This window comes from Bilophila sp. 4_1_30 (assembly GCF_000224655.1).
Taxonomy (GTDB): Bacteria; Desulfobacterota; Desulfovibrionia; order Desulfovibrionales; family Desulfovibrionaceae; genus Bilophila; species Bilophila wadsworthia.
In genome coordinates this window covers 659,183-677,474 of sequence record NZ_JH114231.1, presented here as the reverse complement: position 1 = coordinate 677,474, position 18,292 = coordinate 659,183, and the positions used below count along the sequence as shown (strand labels likewise).

Annotated in this window: 14 protein-coding genes; 12 read left to right on the top strand and 2 right to left on the bottom strand. The window is 63.0% G+C overall.

The window, feature by feature from the left end; genetic code table 11:
* The 12 genes from HMPREF0178_RS03170 to HMPREF0178_RS03120 form a co-directional block, all read left to right on the top strand.
* Positions 1-2,370: RND family transporter (locus HMPREF0178_RS03170; protein WP_009378986.1), on the top strand; the 2,370-nt coding region annotated here is incomplete at its 5' end.
* Positions 2,367-3,470, top strand: coding sequence for a saccharopine dehydrogenase NADP-binding domain-containing protein (locus HMPREF0178_RS03165; protein WP_009378985.1), 1,104 nt, complete (start codon positions 2,367-2,369; stop codon positions 3,468-3,470). The genes HMPREF0178_RS03170 and HMPREF0178_RS03165, both read left to right, overlap by 4 nt.
* Positions 3,467-3,895, top strand: coding sequence for a hypothetical protein (locus HMPREF0178_RS03160; RefSeq protein WP_009378984.1), 429 nt, complete (start codon positions 3,467-3,469; stop codon positions 3,893-3,895). The genes HMPREF0178_RS03165 and HMPREF0178_RS03160 overlap by 4 nt, the downstream gene beginning before the upstream one ends.
* A 2-nt stretch (positions 3,896-3,897) precedes the next feature.
* Positions 3,898-5,067: a thioester reductase domain-containing protein gene (locus HMPREF0178_RS03155; RefSeq protein WP_009378983.1), complete on the top strand. Its 1,170-nt coding sequence runs from the start codon at positions 3,898-3,900 to the stop codon at positions 5,065-5,067.
* Positions 5,064-8,606, top strand: coding sequence for an acyl-CoA dehydratase activase (locus HMPREF0178_RS03150; RefSeq protein WP_232281175.1), 3,543 nt, complete (start codon positions 5,064-5,066; stop codon positions 8,604-8,606). Before HMPREF0178_RS03155 ends, HMPREF0178_RS03150 begins: the two co-directional genes overlap by 4 nt.
* Positions 8,515-9,489, top strand: a complete 975-nt coding sequence (locus HMPREF0178_RS22340) for a hypothetical protein (protein ID WP_232281174.1) — start codon at positions 8,515-8,517, stop codon at positions 9,487-9,489. The genes HMPREF0178_RS03150 and HMPREF0178_RS22340 overlap by 92 nt, the downstream gene beginning before the upstream one ends.
* A 93-nt stretch (positions 9,490-9,582) precedes the next feature.
* Positions 9,583-10,680: a hypothetical protein gene (locus HMPREF0178_RS03145; protein WP_009378980.1), complete on the top strand. Its 1,098-nt coding sequence runs from the start codon at positions 9,583-9,585 to the stop codon at positions 10,678-10,680.
* 47 nt (positions 10,681-10,727) lie between these two features.
* Positions 10,728-11,627 carry a serine O-acetyltransferase EpsC gene (epsC, locus tag HMPREF0178_RS03140; RefSeq protein ID WP_009378979.1) on the top strand — a complete coding sequence of 300 codons (900 nt, stop codon included), beginning with the start codon at positions 10,728-10,730 and terminating at the stop codon, positions 11,625-11,627.
* Between the two features lies 1 nt (position 11,628).
* The gene (locus HMPREF0178_RS03135) at positions 11,629-13,380 is read left to right on the top strand and encodes an ABC transporter ATP-binding protein (protein WP_009378978.1); all 1,752 of its coding nucleotides are present in this window, start codon (positions 11,629-11,631) and stop codon (positions 13,378-13,380) included.
* Positions 13,373-15,106 (top strand): ABC transporter ATP-binding protein, encoded by a 1,734-nt coding sequence (locus tag HMPREF0178_RS03130; protein ID WP_009378977.1) that lies wholly within the window; start codon positions 13,373-13,375, stop codon positions 15,104-15,106. Before HMPREF0178_RS03135 ends, HMPREF0178_RS03130 begins: the two co-directional genes overlap by 8 nt.
* A gap of 538 nt (positions 15,107-15,644) precedes the next feature.
* Complete coding sequence (locus HMPREF0178_RS03125; protein WP_009378976.1) at positions 15,645-15,944, top strand: MGMT family protein; 300 nt, start codon at positions 15,645-15,647, stop codon at positions 15,942-15,944.
* A gap of 13 nt (positions 15,945-15,957) precedes the next feature.
* A complete protein-coding gene (locus HMPREF0178_RS03120; RefSeq protein WP_009378975.1) occupies positions 15,958-16,497 on the top strand; it encodes a methylated-DNA--[protein]-cysteine S-methyltransferase in 540 nt (179 codons plus the stop codon).
* Positions 16,498-16,512: 15 nt separating this feature from the next.
* Here the strand turns inward: HMPREF0178_RS03120 and HMPREF0178_RS03115 are convergent, their stop codons facing one another.
* Complete coding sequence (locus tag HMPREF0178_RS03115) at positions 16,513-17,463, bottom strand: glucokinase (RefSeq protein WP_009378974.1); 951 nt, start codon at positions 17,461-17,463, stop codon at positions 16,513-16,515.
* 224 nt (positions 17,464-17,687) lie between these two features.
* Positions 17,688-18,292: lipoyl synthase (locus HMPREF0178_RS03110; protein ID WP_009378973.1), on the bottom strand; the 605-nt coding region annotated here is incomplete at its 5' end.

Below are 18,292 nucleotides of genomic sequence, written 5' to 3'. Positions count from 1 at the left end.
ACCGACTGGGTCCTCCGCAGACGGGGCGCGGTTGCCGTCCTGATCGTGCTGCTGACGGCGTTTTTCCTGTGGAAGATGCAGGATCTGCAATTCGACAATTCCAACGAGATATGGTTTTCCGAGGGCGATCCCTCGCTGGAGCGCATCAACACGTTTCACAAGCTCTTCGGGAACGACGATTTCATCTATTTGGTGTTTGACGCGGACACGCTGTTCTCTCCCGAATCGCTGCGCCTGCTTTCCGATCTCGTGTCCGATATCCGTAAAAAGGTCCCGTACCTGCGCGACGTGACCTGGCTTGGGAACGCCGAGCGCATCGAAGCCGACGCCGAGGGGATCGTCGTTTCGGATTTCATCGATCCGGAAACGTACGACGCCGCGTCCATGCCGGAACTCCGGCGGCGGGCGCTGGCCGAGAAGAACTATCGGGATAACCTCATTTCCTCGGACGGGAAGACCGTGGGGATGCTCCTTGAAATGCGGACGTATCCCAGGGACAGCGTGGAGCCGCGCTCGGAAGTGACCCATGCGCTGCGCGAGGTGCTGGCGCAGCCGGAGTATGCCGGGTTTTCGATCCACGCCGTGGGCCAGCCCATCCTGCACAACGACTACAACGAGCTGTCCTTCAAGGAATCCGCCACCTTTTTCGGGCTGTGCCTGCTCGTCCAGATGGTTCTGCTGTTCTGGCTCGGCAAGGGCGTGCGCGGCGTGATCGGCCCCATTTCCGTGGTGGTGTTGAGCGTGATCTGGACGCTCGGCATGATTCAGGTGCTCGGCTTCACCCTGAACCTGTTCATCATCCTGATCCCGACCCTGCTGATCTGCGTGTGCATCGGCGATTCCATGCACATCATCGCCACCTATAACCAGCACCGCCGGGAAGGGCTCGGTGTCGTCGCGGCACTGCGGCAGGCCATGTCCGAAACGGGTATGCCGTGCCTGCTCACCAGCCTGACCACGGCGGCGGGATTCCTCGGTTTCTGCGCGGCGGATATCCAGCCGTTCCGGGAAATGGGCGTCTACGCGTCCGTGGGTGCGCTCATGGCCTACATCCTCAGTATCCTCGTCGTGCTGCTCCTTTACAGTACGGAGAGGGATAAGGCGCCGTCCGCGCCCACTCCGGGGATGCCCGGTGCGCCCGCCCGTACTGCTTCCCCGGTAACGCCGATCCGGATCGGAAAGCCGGACATCTTCGACCGTTTCCTCGGCAGGGTCTACCTGATCAACGTCCGGTATCCCAAAGTATTGCTGACGCTGTTTGTGGCGCTGCTCGGGGTGTCCGTCTACGGATACACCTTGGTTGAAGTGGAGACGGGCACGGCGCGGATGCTCTCGAAATCCCTTCCGCTGCGGCAGGCCTACGACTTCGTGGATGAACGCATGGGCGGTTCCATGTCCGTCGAGATCATGCTCGACACCGGGCGGGAGAACGGGGTGAAGTCGCAGGCGTTCCTGCGCGGGCTTGAGCGCCTCCAGCAGCACCTTGATGTATCGCCGCTGGTTACCAAGACGGTCAGCGTCCTCGATATCATCAAGAAAATCAACGAGTCCATGCATGGCGGGGACAAGGCGGCCTATGCGCTTCCCTCCGGGGATGATGCAGCCATCGCCCAATATCTGCTGCTGTACGAAATGTCCAATGGGCGCGAGCTGGACAAGCTGGTGAGCTTCGACAGCCGCGTGGCCCGCCTGACTGCCAAGACCCGCACCCTCGGCACCGGGGACGTGCGCCGCCTGTCCGAGGACGTCGCCGCCTTCTCGCGGGACGTGTTCGGGGACACGGTCAAGGTGAGCATGGCGGGGAACCTCGACTGGACGAAGTCCATGAACGACCTCCTCGCGGATGGCCAGCGCCAGAGCTTTCTGGCGGCCCTGCTGGTCGTGAGCGTGATCATGTGCTTCGCGCTCGGTTCCTTCCGGCTCGGCCTCCTCAGTATGTTGCCCAACATCTTCCCGGTATTCGTCACCCTCGGCCTGATGGGGGTGTCCGGGATTTACATGGACATGCCGCTCATGAGCTTCAGCGCGATCATCATCGGGGTGGTGGTCGACGATACGATACACTTCCTGTTTCATTACCGCGAATCCTTCGCCCGCACCGGCTCCTATGAGAAGGCGCTTGAAGAGACGCTGCTGTCCACCGGGCGGCCCATGCTGTTCACAACCATGACCATGCTGTGCGGGTTCTCCGTGCTCCTGTTCTCGGACATGGTGGGCGTGGTGAAGTTCGGGGGGCTCGGCTGCTTCGCCTTTGGCTGGGCGTTGTTCGCGGACTATTTTCTCGTACCCGCCATACTGCTGACATTCCGTCCGCTTAAGGCCCCTTCCAACCCTCCTTTTTCCGGGGAGACGGCGCGGAGGGGCGTATGAACGGCCGTATGATCGGGGTGATTGGCGGTACTGGCCGGGTGGGGCGCGAATGCCTCCGCTATCTGCATGAAAACACGTCGTTCGGGTTGCTCATCGGCGGGAGGAAGCCGCCGAGGGAAGCGCTTCCCGGTTCCTTCCTGCCCGTGGATGCCTTTGACGAAGCTTCGCTCGCCCGTTTTTGCGGACAATGCTTCCTTGTCATCAACTGCGCAGGGCCCGCTTCCGCCGTCCGGGAGCGGGTGGCCGCCGCTGCACTGGCCGGCGGCTGCCATTACGTTGATCCGGGCGGGTATACGCCGCTGTTTCCGATACTCTCTTCCCGGAGGCCGGAAATCCGCGCCAAGCGGCTGACGTTCCTGCTCACGCTCGGCATCCTGCCGGGCCTGTCCGAACTCTTCCCCGTGTACGTGGCCCGGACGTGTTTTGATCGGGTGGAAGGTTTTGAATATGCGTGCGTGGGGCGGGATCGCTGGACGTTCCCGTCCGCATGGGACATCGCGTGGGGCGTCGGCAACATCGGCAACGGCGAAGCGCCCGTCTACTACGAGCAGGGCGTGCGCAGGCAAGCCGGGCTGCTCGCTTCGGGCAGACGCATGGACCTTCCCGCGCCCGTGGGGAGGCATACGGTCTTCCGGCTGATGCGCGATGACTTGCAGCGGTTTGTCGAGGAGTCGGGCATCAGCGAGGCGCACGTGTACGGCAACAACTGGGGGCGCTGGGTAACTCTTGCCACGGTGCTGGTGCGGCTGGCCGGATGGTACGGCACGGAACGGCGGCTGGCGCAGTCGGCCCGGCTGATCATGCGGGCGGCGGAACTGGACATGCGCGGCAGGAAGACGGGGTTCATGCTGCACCTGCGTATGCGCGGGACGCTGCGGGGCCAGCCCCGGAGCGTGGTCAGGACGTTGTTCCTTGAGGATACCTATCGGGCCACCGGATTGTGCGCCGCTATCGGCGCGCGCCTTGCGGCGGAGGGTATGGAGCCGGATGTGTTCCGGGCGGCGCAGATGCCGGATCCGCAAGCCTTCATGCGGCATTTTCTGGCGCAGGGATATGTGATTACCGGGGGCGCTCTTCCCGGAGAATGGGGGCGCCTATGAAACTGTATGCCCGCCTTGTGGTCGCACTCGGGTTCCCCATCGCGGCGGTGTGCACCCTGTCGCTGCCGTTGATCCTGCTCGGCGCCGTCGCCCCGGACCCGCGCCCGTGGAACTGGCCCACCGTGTACATCGTCGATTTCCTGTACGGGCTGGCGCTGTTCTCGCAGCTTGTGGGTTTCCTGTGCCGCACCTCGCGCAATCGGCTCTGGACGGCGGCTGTAGGCGGCTATACGGCCCTCGCCTTCGGTCAGGCCGCACTGGAGGCGCTGCTTGACCTGCTTGGCGTGCAGCCAGCCCCCATCACCGCAAAATGGTTCATTTTCCTCTTCATGTCCGCCGGGCTGATCCTCGGGGCGCTGATGCTGCTGCTCGCGTTCCGGCATGGGCGGTACTGGACGGCGTTTTCCCTTTCTCAGGAGCGTTGAACATGACGAATCTTGCCTCTGCCCCGGCTTACGGACGGCCCGGCGTGCTGCTCACCGGCGCGACCGGTTTTCTCGGCGGCTATCTCCTCAAGGAACTTGTCGAACGCACCGAAATGCCGATCTATTGCCTGACCCGTTCGGACGGCACGTTCGGTGCGCGGGCCCGGCTCATGGACAACCTGCATTTCCTGTTTGGTGCGGACGCCGTGGAAGCGTGGCCGCTTGAGCGCATCGCCATCGTGGAAGGAGATCTGGCGAAAGAGCGGTTCGGGCTTTCCGAAGCGGGATATGCGGAACTCGCGGAACGCACGGGCGCGGTCTTCCACGCCGCCGCCATGCTCTGGCATTTCGGCAAGCTGGAACAGTTCCTGAAAGTGAACGTACAGGGCACGGAAAACCTGCTCGCCTTCTGCTCGGCAGGGATGCCCAAGACGCTGAACCACATTTCGACGCTGGCGGTGAGCGGGCGGCGCTGCGACAATCCAAAGAACCTGTTCACGGAAGCGGACTTCCACGAAAGCATGGAATGCCCCAACGTGTACGTCGAAACCAAATACGAGGCGGAAAAGCGCCTGCGTCCCGCCATGCTCGCCGGGCACGCTGTGCGGATTTTTCGTCCGGGCTTTATTATGGGCGATTCGAAGACGGGCCGCTTCAAGAAGCACATCACGTCCGACGCCCAGTATCTGCACCTTCAGGGGCACATATTCATGCGCACGGCCCCGCCGCTGTATGACGACGACTACATGGATCTGACTCCGGTGGATTACGCCGCGGCAGCCATCGTCCACATCGCGTTCCAGCCGGACACGCCTCCGGGCACGTATCATGTGTGCAACCCGCAGCCCATCCTCAAGTCCCAGATCTGGGACATCATCCGTGACTACGGATTCCCCGTGCGCACCGTGCCCGCGGAGCGTTACCTTGAGGAAGTGCTTGATTCGGACGACGAACTTTTCCTGCGCGGCCTGCAAAGCGTGATCGTCTACCTGGGCGACTACGAGAAGTCCCCCGCCATCTTTGATGCCAGCGAAACGCTGCGGCGGCTCAAGGGATCGGGCATAAGCTGCCCGCCGCCCGATCCGGCCCTGCTGCGCCGCTATCTGGACTATTGCGTCGACATCGGCTTCCTGCCGCATCCCTCAACGCTTGGCGGGCTTGAATGGTCATGAGCGCTTCGTCTTTTTCCGGTTTTCCCGCGGATGCCCGCATTCTTGGCTTGGACATTGGTTCAATAAGTGTCGATATGGTCCTGCTCGACGGGTTGGGCACGCCCCTGTACAGCCGGTATGTCCGTCATCATGGACAGCCGGATAAGGTGTTGTGCGCCGAGCTTGAGGCGCTGGAGCGGACGCACGCCGGCATCGCCGCGGCGGTCACGGGCACGGGCGCGGATCGTGTGGCCCGTCTGCTCGGCGCGTGCGCTGTAAACGAGGTTATCGCACAGGTGGCGGCGGCTTCGTTCCGCTACCCGCAGGCGCGTTCCGTCATCGACATCGGCGGGCAGGACAGCAAGTACATCCAGCTTGAGCCCGCCGGGGAGGGGGACGGCCTGCGGCTCAAGGACTTTTCGGTCAGCTCCATGTGCGCGTCCGGCACGGGCAGCTTCCTCGATCAACAGGCTACCCGCCTCGGCCTCGACATCGAAACCGAATTCGGGGAGGCCGCGCTCCGATCGCGGGCTCCCGCCCGTATTGCCGGGCGCTGCTCGGTCTTTGCCAAGTCGGACATGATCCACCTCCAGCAGAAGGGCACCCCCGTAGAGGACATCGTGGCCGGGCTGTGCCACGCGCTGGCCCGCAGCTTCAAGGCCAATGTGGTGGGTGTGAAGGCGTTGGAACTGCCCGTGGCGCTGGTCGGCGGGGTTGCCGCCAACGCGGGCGTGGTCAAGGCCCTGCGTTCCGTCCTGCACCTTGAGGAAGATGGGTTGTTCGTGCCCGAGGATTTCGCGCTTTCCGGCGCGTTCGGCGCGGCGTTGTTCCTGCTGGGAGGGCAGGGGGAAGCCGTACCCTACAAGGGGCTGGCCGCGTTCCGGGAAGGGCTCCGGCAGCGGACGCCAACGAAGACGCTGGTCCCGTTACGGCCGGTCAGCGTGCCCCCTCCGGGATGCCGGGGATCGTCGGATGGCGGGCCGAAGCTTTCCGCAGGGTTCATGCCGCCGCTCCGTCCGTCCGCCTCCTCCCTGCCGGACGGAGCGGAAACGCACGGCCTGCCGGGGCGTCCCGAGGCGCGCATCCCGGAGGGCGGCTCTCCGTCCTCCGCCCCCCGCGTTCCGGCGGCTTCCCCGCTCGCGGCGGACGACGATTCGATCCGGAGCAGCCTGTGCCTGCCGCTGGAGCGCCGTACCCGCGTGTTCCTCGGCATCGACATCGGTTCCATCTCCACCAACATCGTGCTCATGGATGAAAACCGTGAGGTCGTGGCGAAGTACTACCTCATGACCGCCAGCCGTCCCATTGAGGCGGTACGGACGGGGTTCCGGGATATCCTTGAGCGGTACGGGGAGCTTGCGGACGTACAGGCCGTGGGCGTGACCGGTTCGGGCCGCCATCTCATCGGGGATCTGGCCGGGGCGGACGTGGTGGTCAACGAGATCACGGCCCATGCCACGGCTTCGGCGTTCATCTGCCCGGAAGTGGACACCATTTTCGAGATCGGGGGGCAGGATTCCAAATACGTGCGGCTGGAGGGCGGCCTCGTCAAGGATTTCACCATGAACAAGGCCTGCGCCGCCGGGACGGGCAGTTTCCTTGAAGAACAGGCGGAAAAGCTCGGCATCAGCATCAAGCGGGACTTCGCGCGTCTGGCCCTTGCCGCAGAGCACCCCGTGGACTGCGGCGAACAGTGCACCGTGTTCATCGACTCCGAGGTGGTGCGCCACCAGCAGCGGGGCACGCCGGTCAGCGACATCGCCGGGGGCCTCGCCTACAGCATCGCCACCAACTATCTGCACAGGGTCGTGGAAAAACGGCCCGTGGGCGATCATATCCTGTTTCAGGGCGGGGTGGCCTTCAATACGGCGGTGCTTGCGGCCTTTGAGCGGCTCACCGGGAAGACGATCACCGTGCCCCCGCACAATGAGGTGATGGGGGCCATCGGGTGCTGCCTCATCGCGCGGCGCAAGATGCTGGAAACGCCGGGGTTCGCCACCGGGTTCACAGGGTTTGGGGTGCTCGAAAAAGGATACCGGCAGGAATCCTTCCAGTGCAATTTGTGTGCGAACCAGTGCGATATCAGCAAGATATTGGTTGAAGGGCATCGGCCCCTGTTTTACGGCGGACGGTGCGAACGCTACGAGGTGCGGCGTTCCTCGGGGGGCGAGGGCCTGCGGGATCTGTTCGCGGAGCGCGAACGCCTGCTCATGTCCGCCTATCAGCCGAAGGACAAGGCGGGCTCGAGGGGCGTCATCGGCTATCCCCGTATGCTGACCTTCCATGAATATTACCCGTTCTTTCAGGCTTTTTTCTCGGAACTGGGCTTTTCGCTCCTGCTTTCGCCGTCCACCAACGCGGAGATCGTCCGGAGGGGCGTTTCCGGGGTGGCCAGCGCCGCCTGCTTCCCTACCAAGGTGGCGCACGGACATGCGGCGTGGATGAAGGAGGCCGTGCTGGAAGGCAAGGCCGGGGCCATGCTCATCCCGTCCCTGCGGGAAACGTTCCCCACCGCCGAGGCGCATCCTTATGCCAATCATTGCAGCTACATCCAGTTTATTCCCGATCTGGTGAACGAAGCGTTCAAACTGGAGGCGTCCGGCATCCGGCTGATCCGTCCGGCGCTGCATTTCCGCATGGGGCGGGAGCAGGTGCTGCGCGAACTGGAACGTACGGCGGCGTCGCTCGGCGTCTCTTCAAGGGCGGAGGTGCGGCGCGCCTGCGATGAGGCCTATGCCGCACAGGCCCGGTTCCGTGAGGCCCGCAACGTCCTCGGCAGGGAAGCGCTCGACGCGCTGGGGCCGGACGGCAAGGCCGTGGTGCTGGTGGGCAAGGCCCACAACATCCACGATCCCGGCACCAACATGAATCTTGCCCGCATCCTGCAGGGTATGGGCATCCAGACCATCCCCAGCGATCTGCTGGATTTGTTCCATTCGCCGGATGTGGGCGAGGCGTGGCGCAACATGACGCTTGCGATGGGGCAGCGCACGCTTGCCGCCGCCGACATCATCCGGCGGGACGCGCGGCTCAACGCCATCTATCTGGCGAATTTCGGCTGCGTCAACGATTCCATGTACCCGCGCTTCTTTGGCAGGGAAATGGGCGAAAAGCCGTTCCTGCTCCTTGAGATTGACGAACATTCCGCCGAGGCGGGCGTGGTCACGCGCTGCGAGGCGTTTCTTGATGCGGTGGCGAACTTCGACGCCGCGCGGGAGATCGCGCCCCGGCGCACGCGCAAGATCGAATTCGATCCCGACGGCGATCGCGTGCTGTACCTGCCCCATGCCGCCAACGGCATGGCTGTGTGGGCCGCCGCGCTCAGGGCGCACGGCATCAACGCCAAACTCCTCCCGCCGCCCGACGAGCGGAGCCTCGAATGGGGGCCGCCGCTGCCTCGACGGGAAGGAATGCTTGCCCTGCACCCTCATGACCGGGGACATGGTGCGCCTGATCAAGGAGGACGGCGTGGACCCGGCGAAGGCCGCGTTCTTCATGCCCGGTTCGTGCGGGAGCTGCCGCTACGACCTTTTCAACACGCTCCAGCAGATCGTCTTTGAGGATATGGGGCTCGGCGGGGCGGCGCTTGTGGACGAGTATCAGGGTGCAAACCGCAAGCTTCACGCGATCATGTCTGGGGCCTCCTGCGGCATGTTGGCGTGGCGCGGCTTTATTGCGGCGGACATCTTGGAAAAGCTGCGCCTGCACATCCGGCCCTACGAGACCGGGGCGGGGGACACGGACAGGGCCTACTACGCCTGCCTTGATCGGCTTGTGGAGGTCGTGGAGGCAAAGGGCGACGTGGAGCGGGCCGTGATCGGCATGGTGGAAGCCATGCGCGCCGTGCCCGTGGATCGGAGCAGGCCGCGTCCCCTCATCGGGCTTGTGGGCGAGGCGTACCTCCGCAACGTCGACTACGCCAGCAACAACATCATCCAGAGTGTGGAGCAGATGGGCGGGGAGGTACGTATGCCCGCGATCATGGAGGTGCTGTGGTACTCGCTCTACAAGCAGCGGTACTTTCAGGAACTGGGGCGGCACCGCGTCAAGGCGTTCATCCACCGCGTCCAGCACGGAATCCTCAACCGCATCGAGCGCAAGATGCGCCGCCATGCGGCCTCCGTGTTTCCCGATCCGTATGAAAAGCCCATCTGGGAGGTCATCGGGCAGAGCGGCCTGAGCCTTGATGCGGGCCTCGGTTTCGGGGCGTCCGTGGAAATGGCCCGGAGCGGCATCAGCGGGATCATCCACGCCATTCCCTTCAACTGCGTGCCGGGCACGGTGATCCAGGGCCTTGAGGGGCGCTTCCGTTCGCTGTTCCCCGGCGTCCCGTTCATGACCGTAGGGTTCAGCGGGCAGGCCGATCTCGGCGTCCGCATCCGTCTCGAAGCGCTGGTGCACCAGTGCCGGAGCCTTGCCTCCGGGAACCCCGCCAGAATGTAACCCTTACCCGTTCACGGCGCGGTTGGCCGCCCTCCGGCGGGGGTGTCCCCCGGAATCAGGCTGCGGCCGCCGCACCGCCGAACAAGGAACGACATGTTTCGCTATACGAACCACGTTTGCAGGAAATGCTTCCTCCAGAACGATCCCTTCCACAAGGTCACGCTCAATGAGGACGGCGTGTGCTCCCTGTGCGCCAAACCGGCCCCGGAAGAGGCCCGGCGCGATTGGGATGCGCTGGAAAAACGCTTTGCCGCCCATCTGGACCGCGTGCGCGGCATCCGGCCCTACGAGGGCCTGATCATGATGAGCGGCGGCAAGGACAGCGCGTATCTGGCGGATCTCCTGAAGGAGACCTACGGGATGCGGCTTCTCGGCTTCATCATCGACATCAACTATGAGTATCCGGAGACGTTCGAGAACGCGAAGACCATCGCCCGGAAGCTGGATCTGCCCTATGTCGTCTTCCGTCAGGAACCTGAGGCCATGCGCCGCTACTACCGCTTCCTGTTCACCGAGAAGGCGTTGCTCCAGCCGGACGGCGGGCAGGTGTGCACGTTCTGCGGGCGCTTCCTCATCCATTCGGCGTGCGCGTTCGCCCGGCGCATGGGCATCCCGCTGGTGTTTTCGGGGCACAACCCGGATCAGATTTTCCTCATGGGCGAAAGCATCCACAACACCCCGGAGCAGGAGGTGCTTATCGAGTTCCTCATGGAAACGCTGTCCGAGGAGACGGGGAAGGCACTGGCCCGCTGGCGGGAGAGCTACGGAGAGCCGGAGCTGCCGCTGTTCCCGGACTCCATCCACGTTGAGGGGACGGAACTGCTGTTCCCGTTCCAGTATTTCCCTTACCGCCCCGAAGCCATGATGCGCCACGTACGCGAACGCCTCCAGTGGCTGCCGATCAAGCGGTTCTCCAAGACGTACATCGCCTCAGGATGCCGCCTCGTAAAGCTGTGGGCGTACATGGCCTATCTCAACAATACCAACAGCTACGTCGATTTTGAATTCTGCAACCAGATCCGCAACGGCACGCTTTCCGCGGACACGGTGCGGCAATTCTACGAGCAGGCCGAGATCGATTACGAGGAGCTTGCGGAACTCATTGCCGAGCTGGACATGGCCGGTCCCATGAAGGCGCTTTTGGCCCCTTATGGAGAGAAGGCGGAAGCGCTGCTCCGGCTGCTTCCTTGACGCGTTCCTTCTTCCGTAACCCGTTTATGATTCTGAAAGGATGTCCGATGAGCCAGATATTCCTGTCACCTTTTGCCATGCCTGAGCTTGACCGCGTGGTCGAGCAGTTGTGCGCCCCCTCGTCGCTGGAGGGGGTCTTCCACCGCCCGCTCCACGATGCGCCCATGCCTTCGCTGGACGTGCTGGAAGAAATTCTGTCGCGCCTGAAGATAGCCTTGTTCCCCGGTTACTTCGGCATGTCCAACGTGCGTATGGAGTCCATGCGCTACCATCTTTCCGCCAACCTCGATTCCATTTTCCGCAAGCTGGCGGAGCAGATCCGCTGCGGCGCGTGCTTTGCGTGCGCGGAATACGCGCAGGAGTGCCTTGAGTGCGAGCGTATCTCGCGGGAAAAGGCGCTTGAGTTCATCGAGCGGCTTCCGCATATCCGGCGGCTGCTCGCTACGGATGCAAGGGCCGCCTATCAGGGCGACCCGGCTGCGACCAGCGCGGGTGAAACCATTTTTTGCTACCCGTCCATCCTGACCATGATCCACTACCGCATCGCGCACGAGCTGTACCTGCTCGAAGTGCCGATCATCCCGCGCATCCTGTGCGAAATGGCCCATGCCATCACCGGCATCGACATCCATCCCGGCGCGTCCGTCGGGGAGGCGTTCTTCATCGATCACGGCACCGGCGTAGTCATTGGGGAAACATGCGTCATCGGCAGGGGATGCCGATTGTATCAGGGTGTTACACTCGGCGCGCTGTCCTTCCCCAAAGGGGCCGACGGGGTGCTCATCAAGGGCATCCCCCGCCATCCGAAGCTGGAGGACGGCGTGACCGTGTACGCGGGCGCGACCATCCTCGGCAACATCACCATTGGGGCGGGATCGGTCATCGGCGCGAATACATGGGTCACGCGGGACGTGCCCCGCAACAGCAAAGTCGTTTCGGGAGACTGATATGGAAAACACGAACAGCCTTGGCCTGCTGCTATCCTTCGCGCGGCCTTGCCGCAGGCTTCTCGCCTCCTCGGTGGGCCTTGCCGTGCTCGGCGTGGCTTCGGGCATGGTGCCGTATTTCGCGGTATCATACATGATCGTGGCTCTGTATGCGGGCACGGCGACGCCGGGAAGCCTGTTCCTCTTCGCCCTGATAGCCCTGTTGGGGCAGGCCGGGCGCGTGGCGCTCGGCACGGCGTCCACCGTGCTCTCCCACCGCGCGGCCTTCGCCATCCTGAAAGGCATCAGGACGGACATCGCGGCCAAGCTGTCCCGTATGCCGCTGGGCAGCGTGATCGAGACCCCCTCCGGCAAGCTCAAGACGCTCATCGTGGACACGGTGGAAAAGATGGAGGTGCCCCTCGCGCACCTCATCCCCGAACTGACCTCGAACCTGCTCGTGCCGTTGTTCATGGCCGCCTACCTGTTCTGGCTGGACTGGCGCATGGCGCTGCTGGCGCTGGCTACGTTCCCGGTGGGGCTGTTCTGCTACATGGCCATGACCAAGGATTACGCGGAGCGCTATGCCACGGTTCAGGACGCGGGGAAGGGCATGAACGCCGCCATTGTGGAATATATCAACGGGATTGAGGTCATCAAGGCGTTCAACCAGTCTTCGGCCTCCTACGGGAAATTCGTGGCGGCGGTCAGGGCCAACCGGGACGCCATGAAAGACTGGTTCCGCGCCACCAACGGCTATTACGTCGCGGGGATGGCCATTGCCCCGGCCTCGTTGATCACCGTGCTGCCCGCCGGGGTATACTTCCATATGAGCGGAACGCTGGACGCCCCCGCCGCGATCACCTGCTTTATCCTGTCGCTCGGGCTCATCCAGCCGATTTTGCAGGCGCTCGGCTACACGGACAGTCTCGCCATGATGGACAGCACCCTCAAGGAGGTTTCCGACTTGCTGGGCAGGCCGGAAATGGTGCGCCCTTCCAACTGCGTGCCGTTGCGCGGGCATGGGATTGAGTTTGATCAGGTGTCGTTCGCCTATACGGGGACGGGGCGGGAAGTCTTGCAGGATGTGTCTTTCAAGATCGTGGAAGGCTGCATGACCGCCATCGTCGGGCCGTCCGGATCGGGCAAGTCCACGCTCGCTAAGCTGCTGGTCAGCTTTTGGGAAGCGGATCGCGGGCGCATCCTGCTCGGCGGGGTGGATGTCCGCAAGCTCCCGTCGTCTCAGGTCATGCAGTCCGTCGCCTATGTCTCGCAGGACAATTTCCTGTTCAACGCCAACCTGCGGGAAAACATCCGCCTCGGCAGGCCGGACGCCACGGACAGGGAAGTGGAAGAGGCTGCGGAGGCTGCCGCGTGCGGCTTCATCAAGGCATTGCCCGGCGGATATGATACGCCTGCCGGGGATGCGGGGGCGCGCCTTTCCGGGGGCGAGCGCCAGCGCATCGCCATTGCGCGGGCCATGCTCAAGGACAGCCCCATCGTGGTGCTGGACGAGGCGACGGCCTTTGCCGATCCCGAAAACGAGGCGTTCATTCAGGAGTCGATCAGCCGCCTCGTCAAGGACAAGACGCTGGTGGTCATTGCGCACCGCCTTTCCACCATCGTCCGCGCGGATCGCATCGTGGTCATGGACGGGGGCCGCGTGTCCGCCGTGGGCACGCACGCGGAACTGCTGCAAACCTCGCCTTTATACGGGCGACTCTGGGAATCGCATACCGGGGCACGGGATGCCGAAGGAGCGGAACATGATTGAGACGATCCGCAGGCTGCTCGATTTTTCGGGCCGTTGCCGCACGGATTTGCTGTGTGCCTTTGGCTACGGGGTGCTGTACTCCGTTTCGGAAGTCATTCCGGTGCTCGCCATCGTGGTGGCGCTGGAGGGCGTGCTGTCCCCGTCCGGCGGTGGCTGGTTCGCCGTTGCCGCGTCGGGCGGGCTTATGGGCCTGAGCGTCGCCGGAAAAATCGTATTCGGAAAGAGGGCCACGGAACGCCGTATGCTCGCCAGCTACGATATGTGCGCGGACAAGCGCATTGAAGTGGGGGAAATCCTCAAGCGCGTGCCGCTCGGCTATTTCAGCCAGAATCGGCTCGGTGAGCTGACAGCTACGCTCACCACCACACTCGGCGAGATCGAAACCAACGCCGTGGCAATCCTCGACAAGGTGGCGAACGGCTTCGTGCACGCGGTGGCCATCACCCTGCTGATTTCGTGGTATGATTGGCACGCGGGCCTGATCACGGCGGCGGGGCTCGTGGTGTCCCTGTTCGTATACGGGGCCATGCAGCGAAAAGGCAGGCAGCTCTCCCCGGTGCGCCAGGCGGCGCAGTCGCGGCTGGTGGCGGCGGTTTTGGAATATGTTCAGGGGATGGCCGTGGTGAAGGCGTTCGGGCTTGGGGACCGCTCCAACAGGTCGGTGGACGAGGCCATCGAAGCCTGCCGCGCCAGCAACACCGATCTGGAGCGTTCTTTTTCCACGCTGGCCGCAGTCTACCAGCTGGTGTTCAAGGTGGCGGCGTTCGGCGTGCTCCTCTCTTCGGGGCTGCTGTACCTGAGCGGCGATATGGAGCTGATCAAATGCCTGCTGCTCATGGTTTCGAGCTTCATGCTGTACGCGCATATCGAAATGATGGGCAGCGTTTCCGCGCTGTCCCGCGTCATTTCCGTAGCGCTGGATCGCATGGAAGCCCTGAAGAATGCCCCGCTTCTGGACGAGCGCGGGGAAGATTTCGTGCCGGAGTCCTTCGACATCCGCATGGAGGATGTGGTGTTTTCCTACGACGGTACGCGCCTCCTCGAAGGGATCAATCTTGTGATCCCGCAGGGGACGACCACCGCGATCGTCGGGCCTTCCGGCAGCGGCAAGACGACCCTGTGCAGCCTGATCGCCCGGTTCTGGGACGTACAGGAGGGCAGGGTGCTGTTCGGCGGGCGCGACGTGCGGGAATACACCTGCGACGGCCTGTTGCGGAACATCAGTATGGTGTTTCAGAACGTATACCTGTTTGAGGACACCATCCTGAACAATATCCGCTTCGGCAAGCCCGACGCCACGATGGAGGAAGTCCGCGAAGCCGCGCGCAAGGCCCGCTGCCATGACTTCATCATGGCTCTGCCCGAAGGGTATGAGACGCCCGTGGGCGAGGGGGGCGTATCGCTTTCCGGCGGGGAACGGCAACGCATTTCGCTGGCCCGCGCCATGCTGAAGGATGCGCCCGTGATCATCTTGGACGAGGCCACGGCCAGCGTGGACCCCGAAAACGAACGCCAGCTTCAGGAAGCCTTTGAAGCCCTGACCCGCGACAAGACGGTCATCATGATCGCGCACCGTCTCTCCACCGTACGCAAGGCGGATCAGATCCTCGTGCTCGACAAGGGGCGCATTATCCAGCGCGGGCGGCATGAGGAGCTTATGGAACAGGGCGGCCTCTATGCGGACTTCATCCGCATCCGGGAACAGGCTGTCGGCTGGTCGCTGTGAACTTGGGCAATGCTTGGAATGGGGAGAAAACTCCCGCCGGTGAGCCGCCTTCTGTTTTATCTTTAAACGTAACTGGGCTTCCGCCAACCAAAGAGAGAAGGCAGACGGCCGAAAAGAACGCATGGAACCTCGCCCAGCGTGGACGGATAAGCCGGTTCCGGTTGAAGGGAACGGCATAAACAGGTTTGCCGGGCTTTTCGCTAACAGGGAAGAAGGGGCGATGCCCCCATCGGATAGGCAACGCGGGCCTGACGCGGCGCGACGTTGAAAATCTGATGGGGGCTTTTTTCGGGAAAATTTTCATTCGGTTAAAGTGTACGGACCGTTACCTCCACCGGGTATTTGGAGCAAATCATGTCTCGCCAGTAAATAACGGGTACGCTGCTGATGTGTCGTAAACGTGGGCAACCCGTAGCCCCCGATACGCTACCGGGGATTCGGTCGGCGTGGACAAAAAACGCAGATTGGTGGAGATTGAGGGGGTAAGGGAAAACGCCCTGTTCCCGTCAAGGGTACGGAATATGCCGTGGGGTGCCGCATGGTACACAAGGATTTGATATACGAGATACTTTCTGTTGTTGAGGAAATACCGGAAGGGTGTGTTGCCACATACGGCCAGATTGCGCGTCTGATCGGCAGGGACAAAAACTCCAGGCTGGTGGGAAAGGTCCTGAGCATGGCGGAATATTATGGTGACTATCCGTGTCACAGGGTCGTCAATCATGCGGGGCGTCTTGTACCCGGATGGCTGGAACAGCGTCTTTTACTGGAAGCGGAACAGGTCGCCATGAAGGACGACAGGCATGTGGACTTGAAAAAATGCCGATGGGATTACTGAAAAGGAGGGGACGGTGAACCGCGTAACGTATCACACAACGCCCTTGGGACGGGTTATGCTTGCGGCGAAAGACGATGCTCTTGCCGGACTCTGGATGGAAGGGCAGAAATATTTCGCGGATACCCTGAAAGGGGAAGCCCGGGAACAGGACGATTTCCCGGTGTTCGTTCAGGCCAAGGAATGGCTCGATCGGTATTTTGCCGGCGAGAAACCTCGCATAGCAGAGTTGAAGCTTGAGCCGGCAGGAAGTGAATTCAGGAAGGCGGTATGGGAAGCCCTCTGCCAGATTCCTTATGGCGAAGTCGTAACCTATGGGGAACTGGCCCAAAAAATGGCCGTGCTCCACAATAAGGAACGGATGTCCGCGCAAGCGGTAGGCGGCGCAGTGGGGCACAATGCCATTTCCATCATCATTCCTTGCCATCGTGTCGTCGGGGCTAACGGAAATTTGACAGGCTATGCCGGTGGGATCGATAAAAAAATAAAACTGCTGACCCATGAGGGGGCATATTCAAAAAGCTTTTTTGTGCCGAAAAAGAGTACCGCCCCATAACCCACTGGCTTCGCGCTATGCTGTCATCCGCATCCCGAACCATGCCGATCCCCACAGCCCGCTGTTCATGTCGGTGAAACGGCGTACGGGGATGCGTTCGAGCAGTCCCCGGTGCGAGCCTTCATAAAAGGCTTCCCGGAAGGCGGCGCACTCGGTCACGAGGGGGTTGCGGAGGGCTATGCCGCCGGTAATGAACAGACCGCCCGTGCAAAGCGTGGACAACGCCCAGTTCCGGCAGGCCCGGGCGTAGAAACGGGCATACCAGCGCAGCGTCCCGGTTTCGCTCCCGAGCGCTTCGGCGGCGATTTCGTGAGCCTCCCGGCGTTCTCCGGTGAGAAACAGATGGAGCAGTCGAAGCCCGCGCCCTGACAGCACATGATCGCCGCTCAAGCAGGCAAGCCCGAACTCCCGCGCCGCGAAATCCTGAAACGCCGCCTCCTCTTTGCCGATGAAAGGAAATATGACATGCCCTCCCTCGGCTGGAAGGGGGAGCCATGAGCCGTGGCTGTCCCGGATGAGCGAGGCTGTGCCCAGCCCCGTACCTGCGCCGATGATGCCTATGGGCCCGTCGGGACGGGGGCCGGGAGCGCCGAGCACGCAATGGGCGCTCGAACCGGCTTCGGTCAGGCACGCGCAGGCTTCTGCCGTGAAATCGTTGATTATCCGGCAAGAGCGGATGCCGTACCGCTCCCCGGCGTCGGTCAGATCCACTTCCAGAGGCGCGTTGGTCAGCCGGGCTTTCAGCGGATCGGCGACGGGGCCAGCCATGCCGACGACGAGCGCGTCGGCGGTGCGGGGATGCCGATCCAAGGCCGTCCCGCAGGCGCTGATGAGTGCGCCCGTGTCCGGGAGTTCCTCCGTTTTGCGCTTGCCCATGCGGTGCAGGGAGAGGATCCCCTTGTCCAGCGTGAACCCGGCGAAACGGCAATTGGTGCCGCCGAGATCGACGGCCATAATGTACGGCATGGGGGCCTCCTCTTGGGATTGCCGTGGCAACCCCGAAGCATAAAGGGAAGTATGCCAGCTGATGCGGGCCGGAGACAAGCGGGTAGAGAGTGCCCCCTGATGGGGGCGAGTGGGCGTCTCAAACAGGCGGGCACCCCGTAACGATGCGGAATGCCCGCAAAAGAGGGCCTGTGGCGGGCTGAAATCTTCCGCAACGGGAGCCCCCCCGGGTTGCTCGGGACCCTTTAGGGCTGTTCGTTGCCGCGCGGCTCCGCCGCTTCGGACGGCATGTGTTGCTGCCGGTTGAGCAGGGACGCGTAGGCTTGTTCCGCGTTGTAGCTGCTGCGGACCAGCGGGGCCGAAAAGACGAAGGGGATGCCCATTTCCCGCCCCTTTTGGGCATAGCTTTCGAATATGTCGGGGTGGACGTAGCGCTCCACGGGATGGTGCTTCTGGGACGGGCGCATGTATTGCCCGATGGTCACGATGTCGCATCCCACAGAGGCGAGATCGGCCAGTACGCCGTGCACTTCCTCATCCGTTTCCCCAAGCCCGACCATCAGGCCGCTCTTGCTGACGCGCCCGGCTTCCTTGACGCGGCGCAGGAGTTCAAGGCTCTGCTGATAGTCGGCCTGAGGCCGGATGCGGCTGTAATGCACGGGCGGGGTTTCCACATTATGGTTGATGATGTGGGGCTCAGCGTCCATGACGGTTTGCAGGGCCTCGCGGCTGCCGCGAAAGTCGGGGATGAGCACTTCGATGGTGGGGCAGGTTTCGCCGCTGTCCCGGATGGCCCGGATGGTCGCCGCGAAGTGGGCCGATCCGCCGTCCGTCAGGTCGTCCCGCGTCA

What these genes read in the sequence shown, in the direction of transcription:
- epsC (WP_009378979.1), top strand. Translation starts at nt 10,728, where the DNA reads ATGAGCCAGATATTCCTGTCACCTTTTGCCATGCCTGAGCTTGACCGC.
- HMPREF0178_RS03165 (WP_009378985.1), top strand. Translation starts at nt 2,367, where the DNA reads ATGAACGGCCGTATGATCGGGGTGATTGGCGGTACTGGCCGGGTGGGG.
- HMPREF0178_RS03150 (WP_232281175.1), top strand. Translation starts at nt 5,064, where the DNA reads ATGAGCGCTTCGTCTTTTTCCGGTTTTCCCGCGGATGCCCGCATTCTT.
- HMPREF0178_RS03145 (WP_009378980.1), top strand. Translation starts at nt 9,583, where the DNA reads ATGTTTCGCTATACGAACCACGTTTGCAGGAAATGCTTCCTCCAGAAC.
- HMPREF0178_RS03135 (WP_009378978.1), top strand. Translation starts at nt 11,629, where the DNA reads ATGGAAAACACGAACAGCCTTGGCCTGCTGCTATCCTTCGCGCGGCCT.
- HMPREF0178_RS03115 (WP_009378974.1), bottom strand. Translation starts at nt 17,463, where the DNA reads ATGCCGTACATTATGGCCGTCGATCTCGGCGGCACCAATTGCCGTTTC.
- HMPREF0178_RS03155 (WP_009378983.1), top strand. Translation starts at nt 3,898, where the DNA reads ATGACGAATCTTGCCTCTGCCCCGGCTTACGGACGGCCCGGCGTGCTG.
- HMPREF0178_RS03130 (WP_009378977.1), top strand. Translation starts at nt 13,373, where the DNA reads ATGATTGAGACGATCCGCAGGCTGCTCGATTTTTCGGGCCGTTGCCGC.
- HMPREF0178_RS03160 (WP_009378984.1), top strand. Translation starts at nt 3,467, where the DNA reads ATGAAACTGTATGCCCGCCTTGTGGTCGCACTCGGGTTCCCCATCGCG.
- HMPREF0178_RS03125 (WP_009378976.1), top strand. Translation starts at nt 15,645, where the DNA reads ATGGTACACAAGGATTTGATATACGAGATACTTTCTGTTGTTGAGGAA.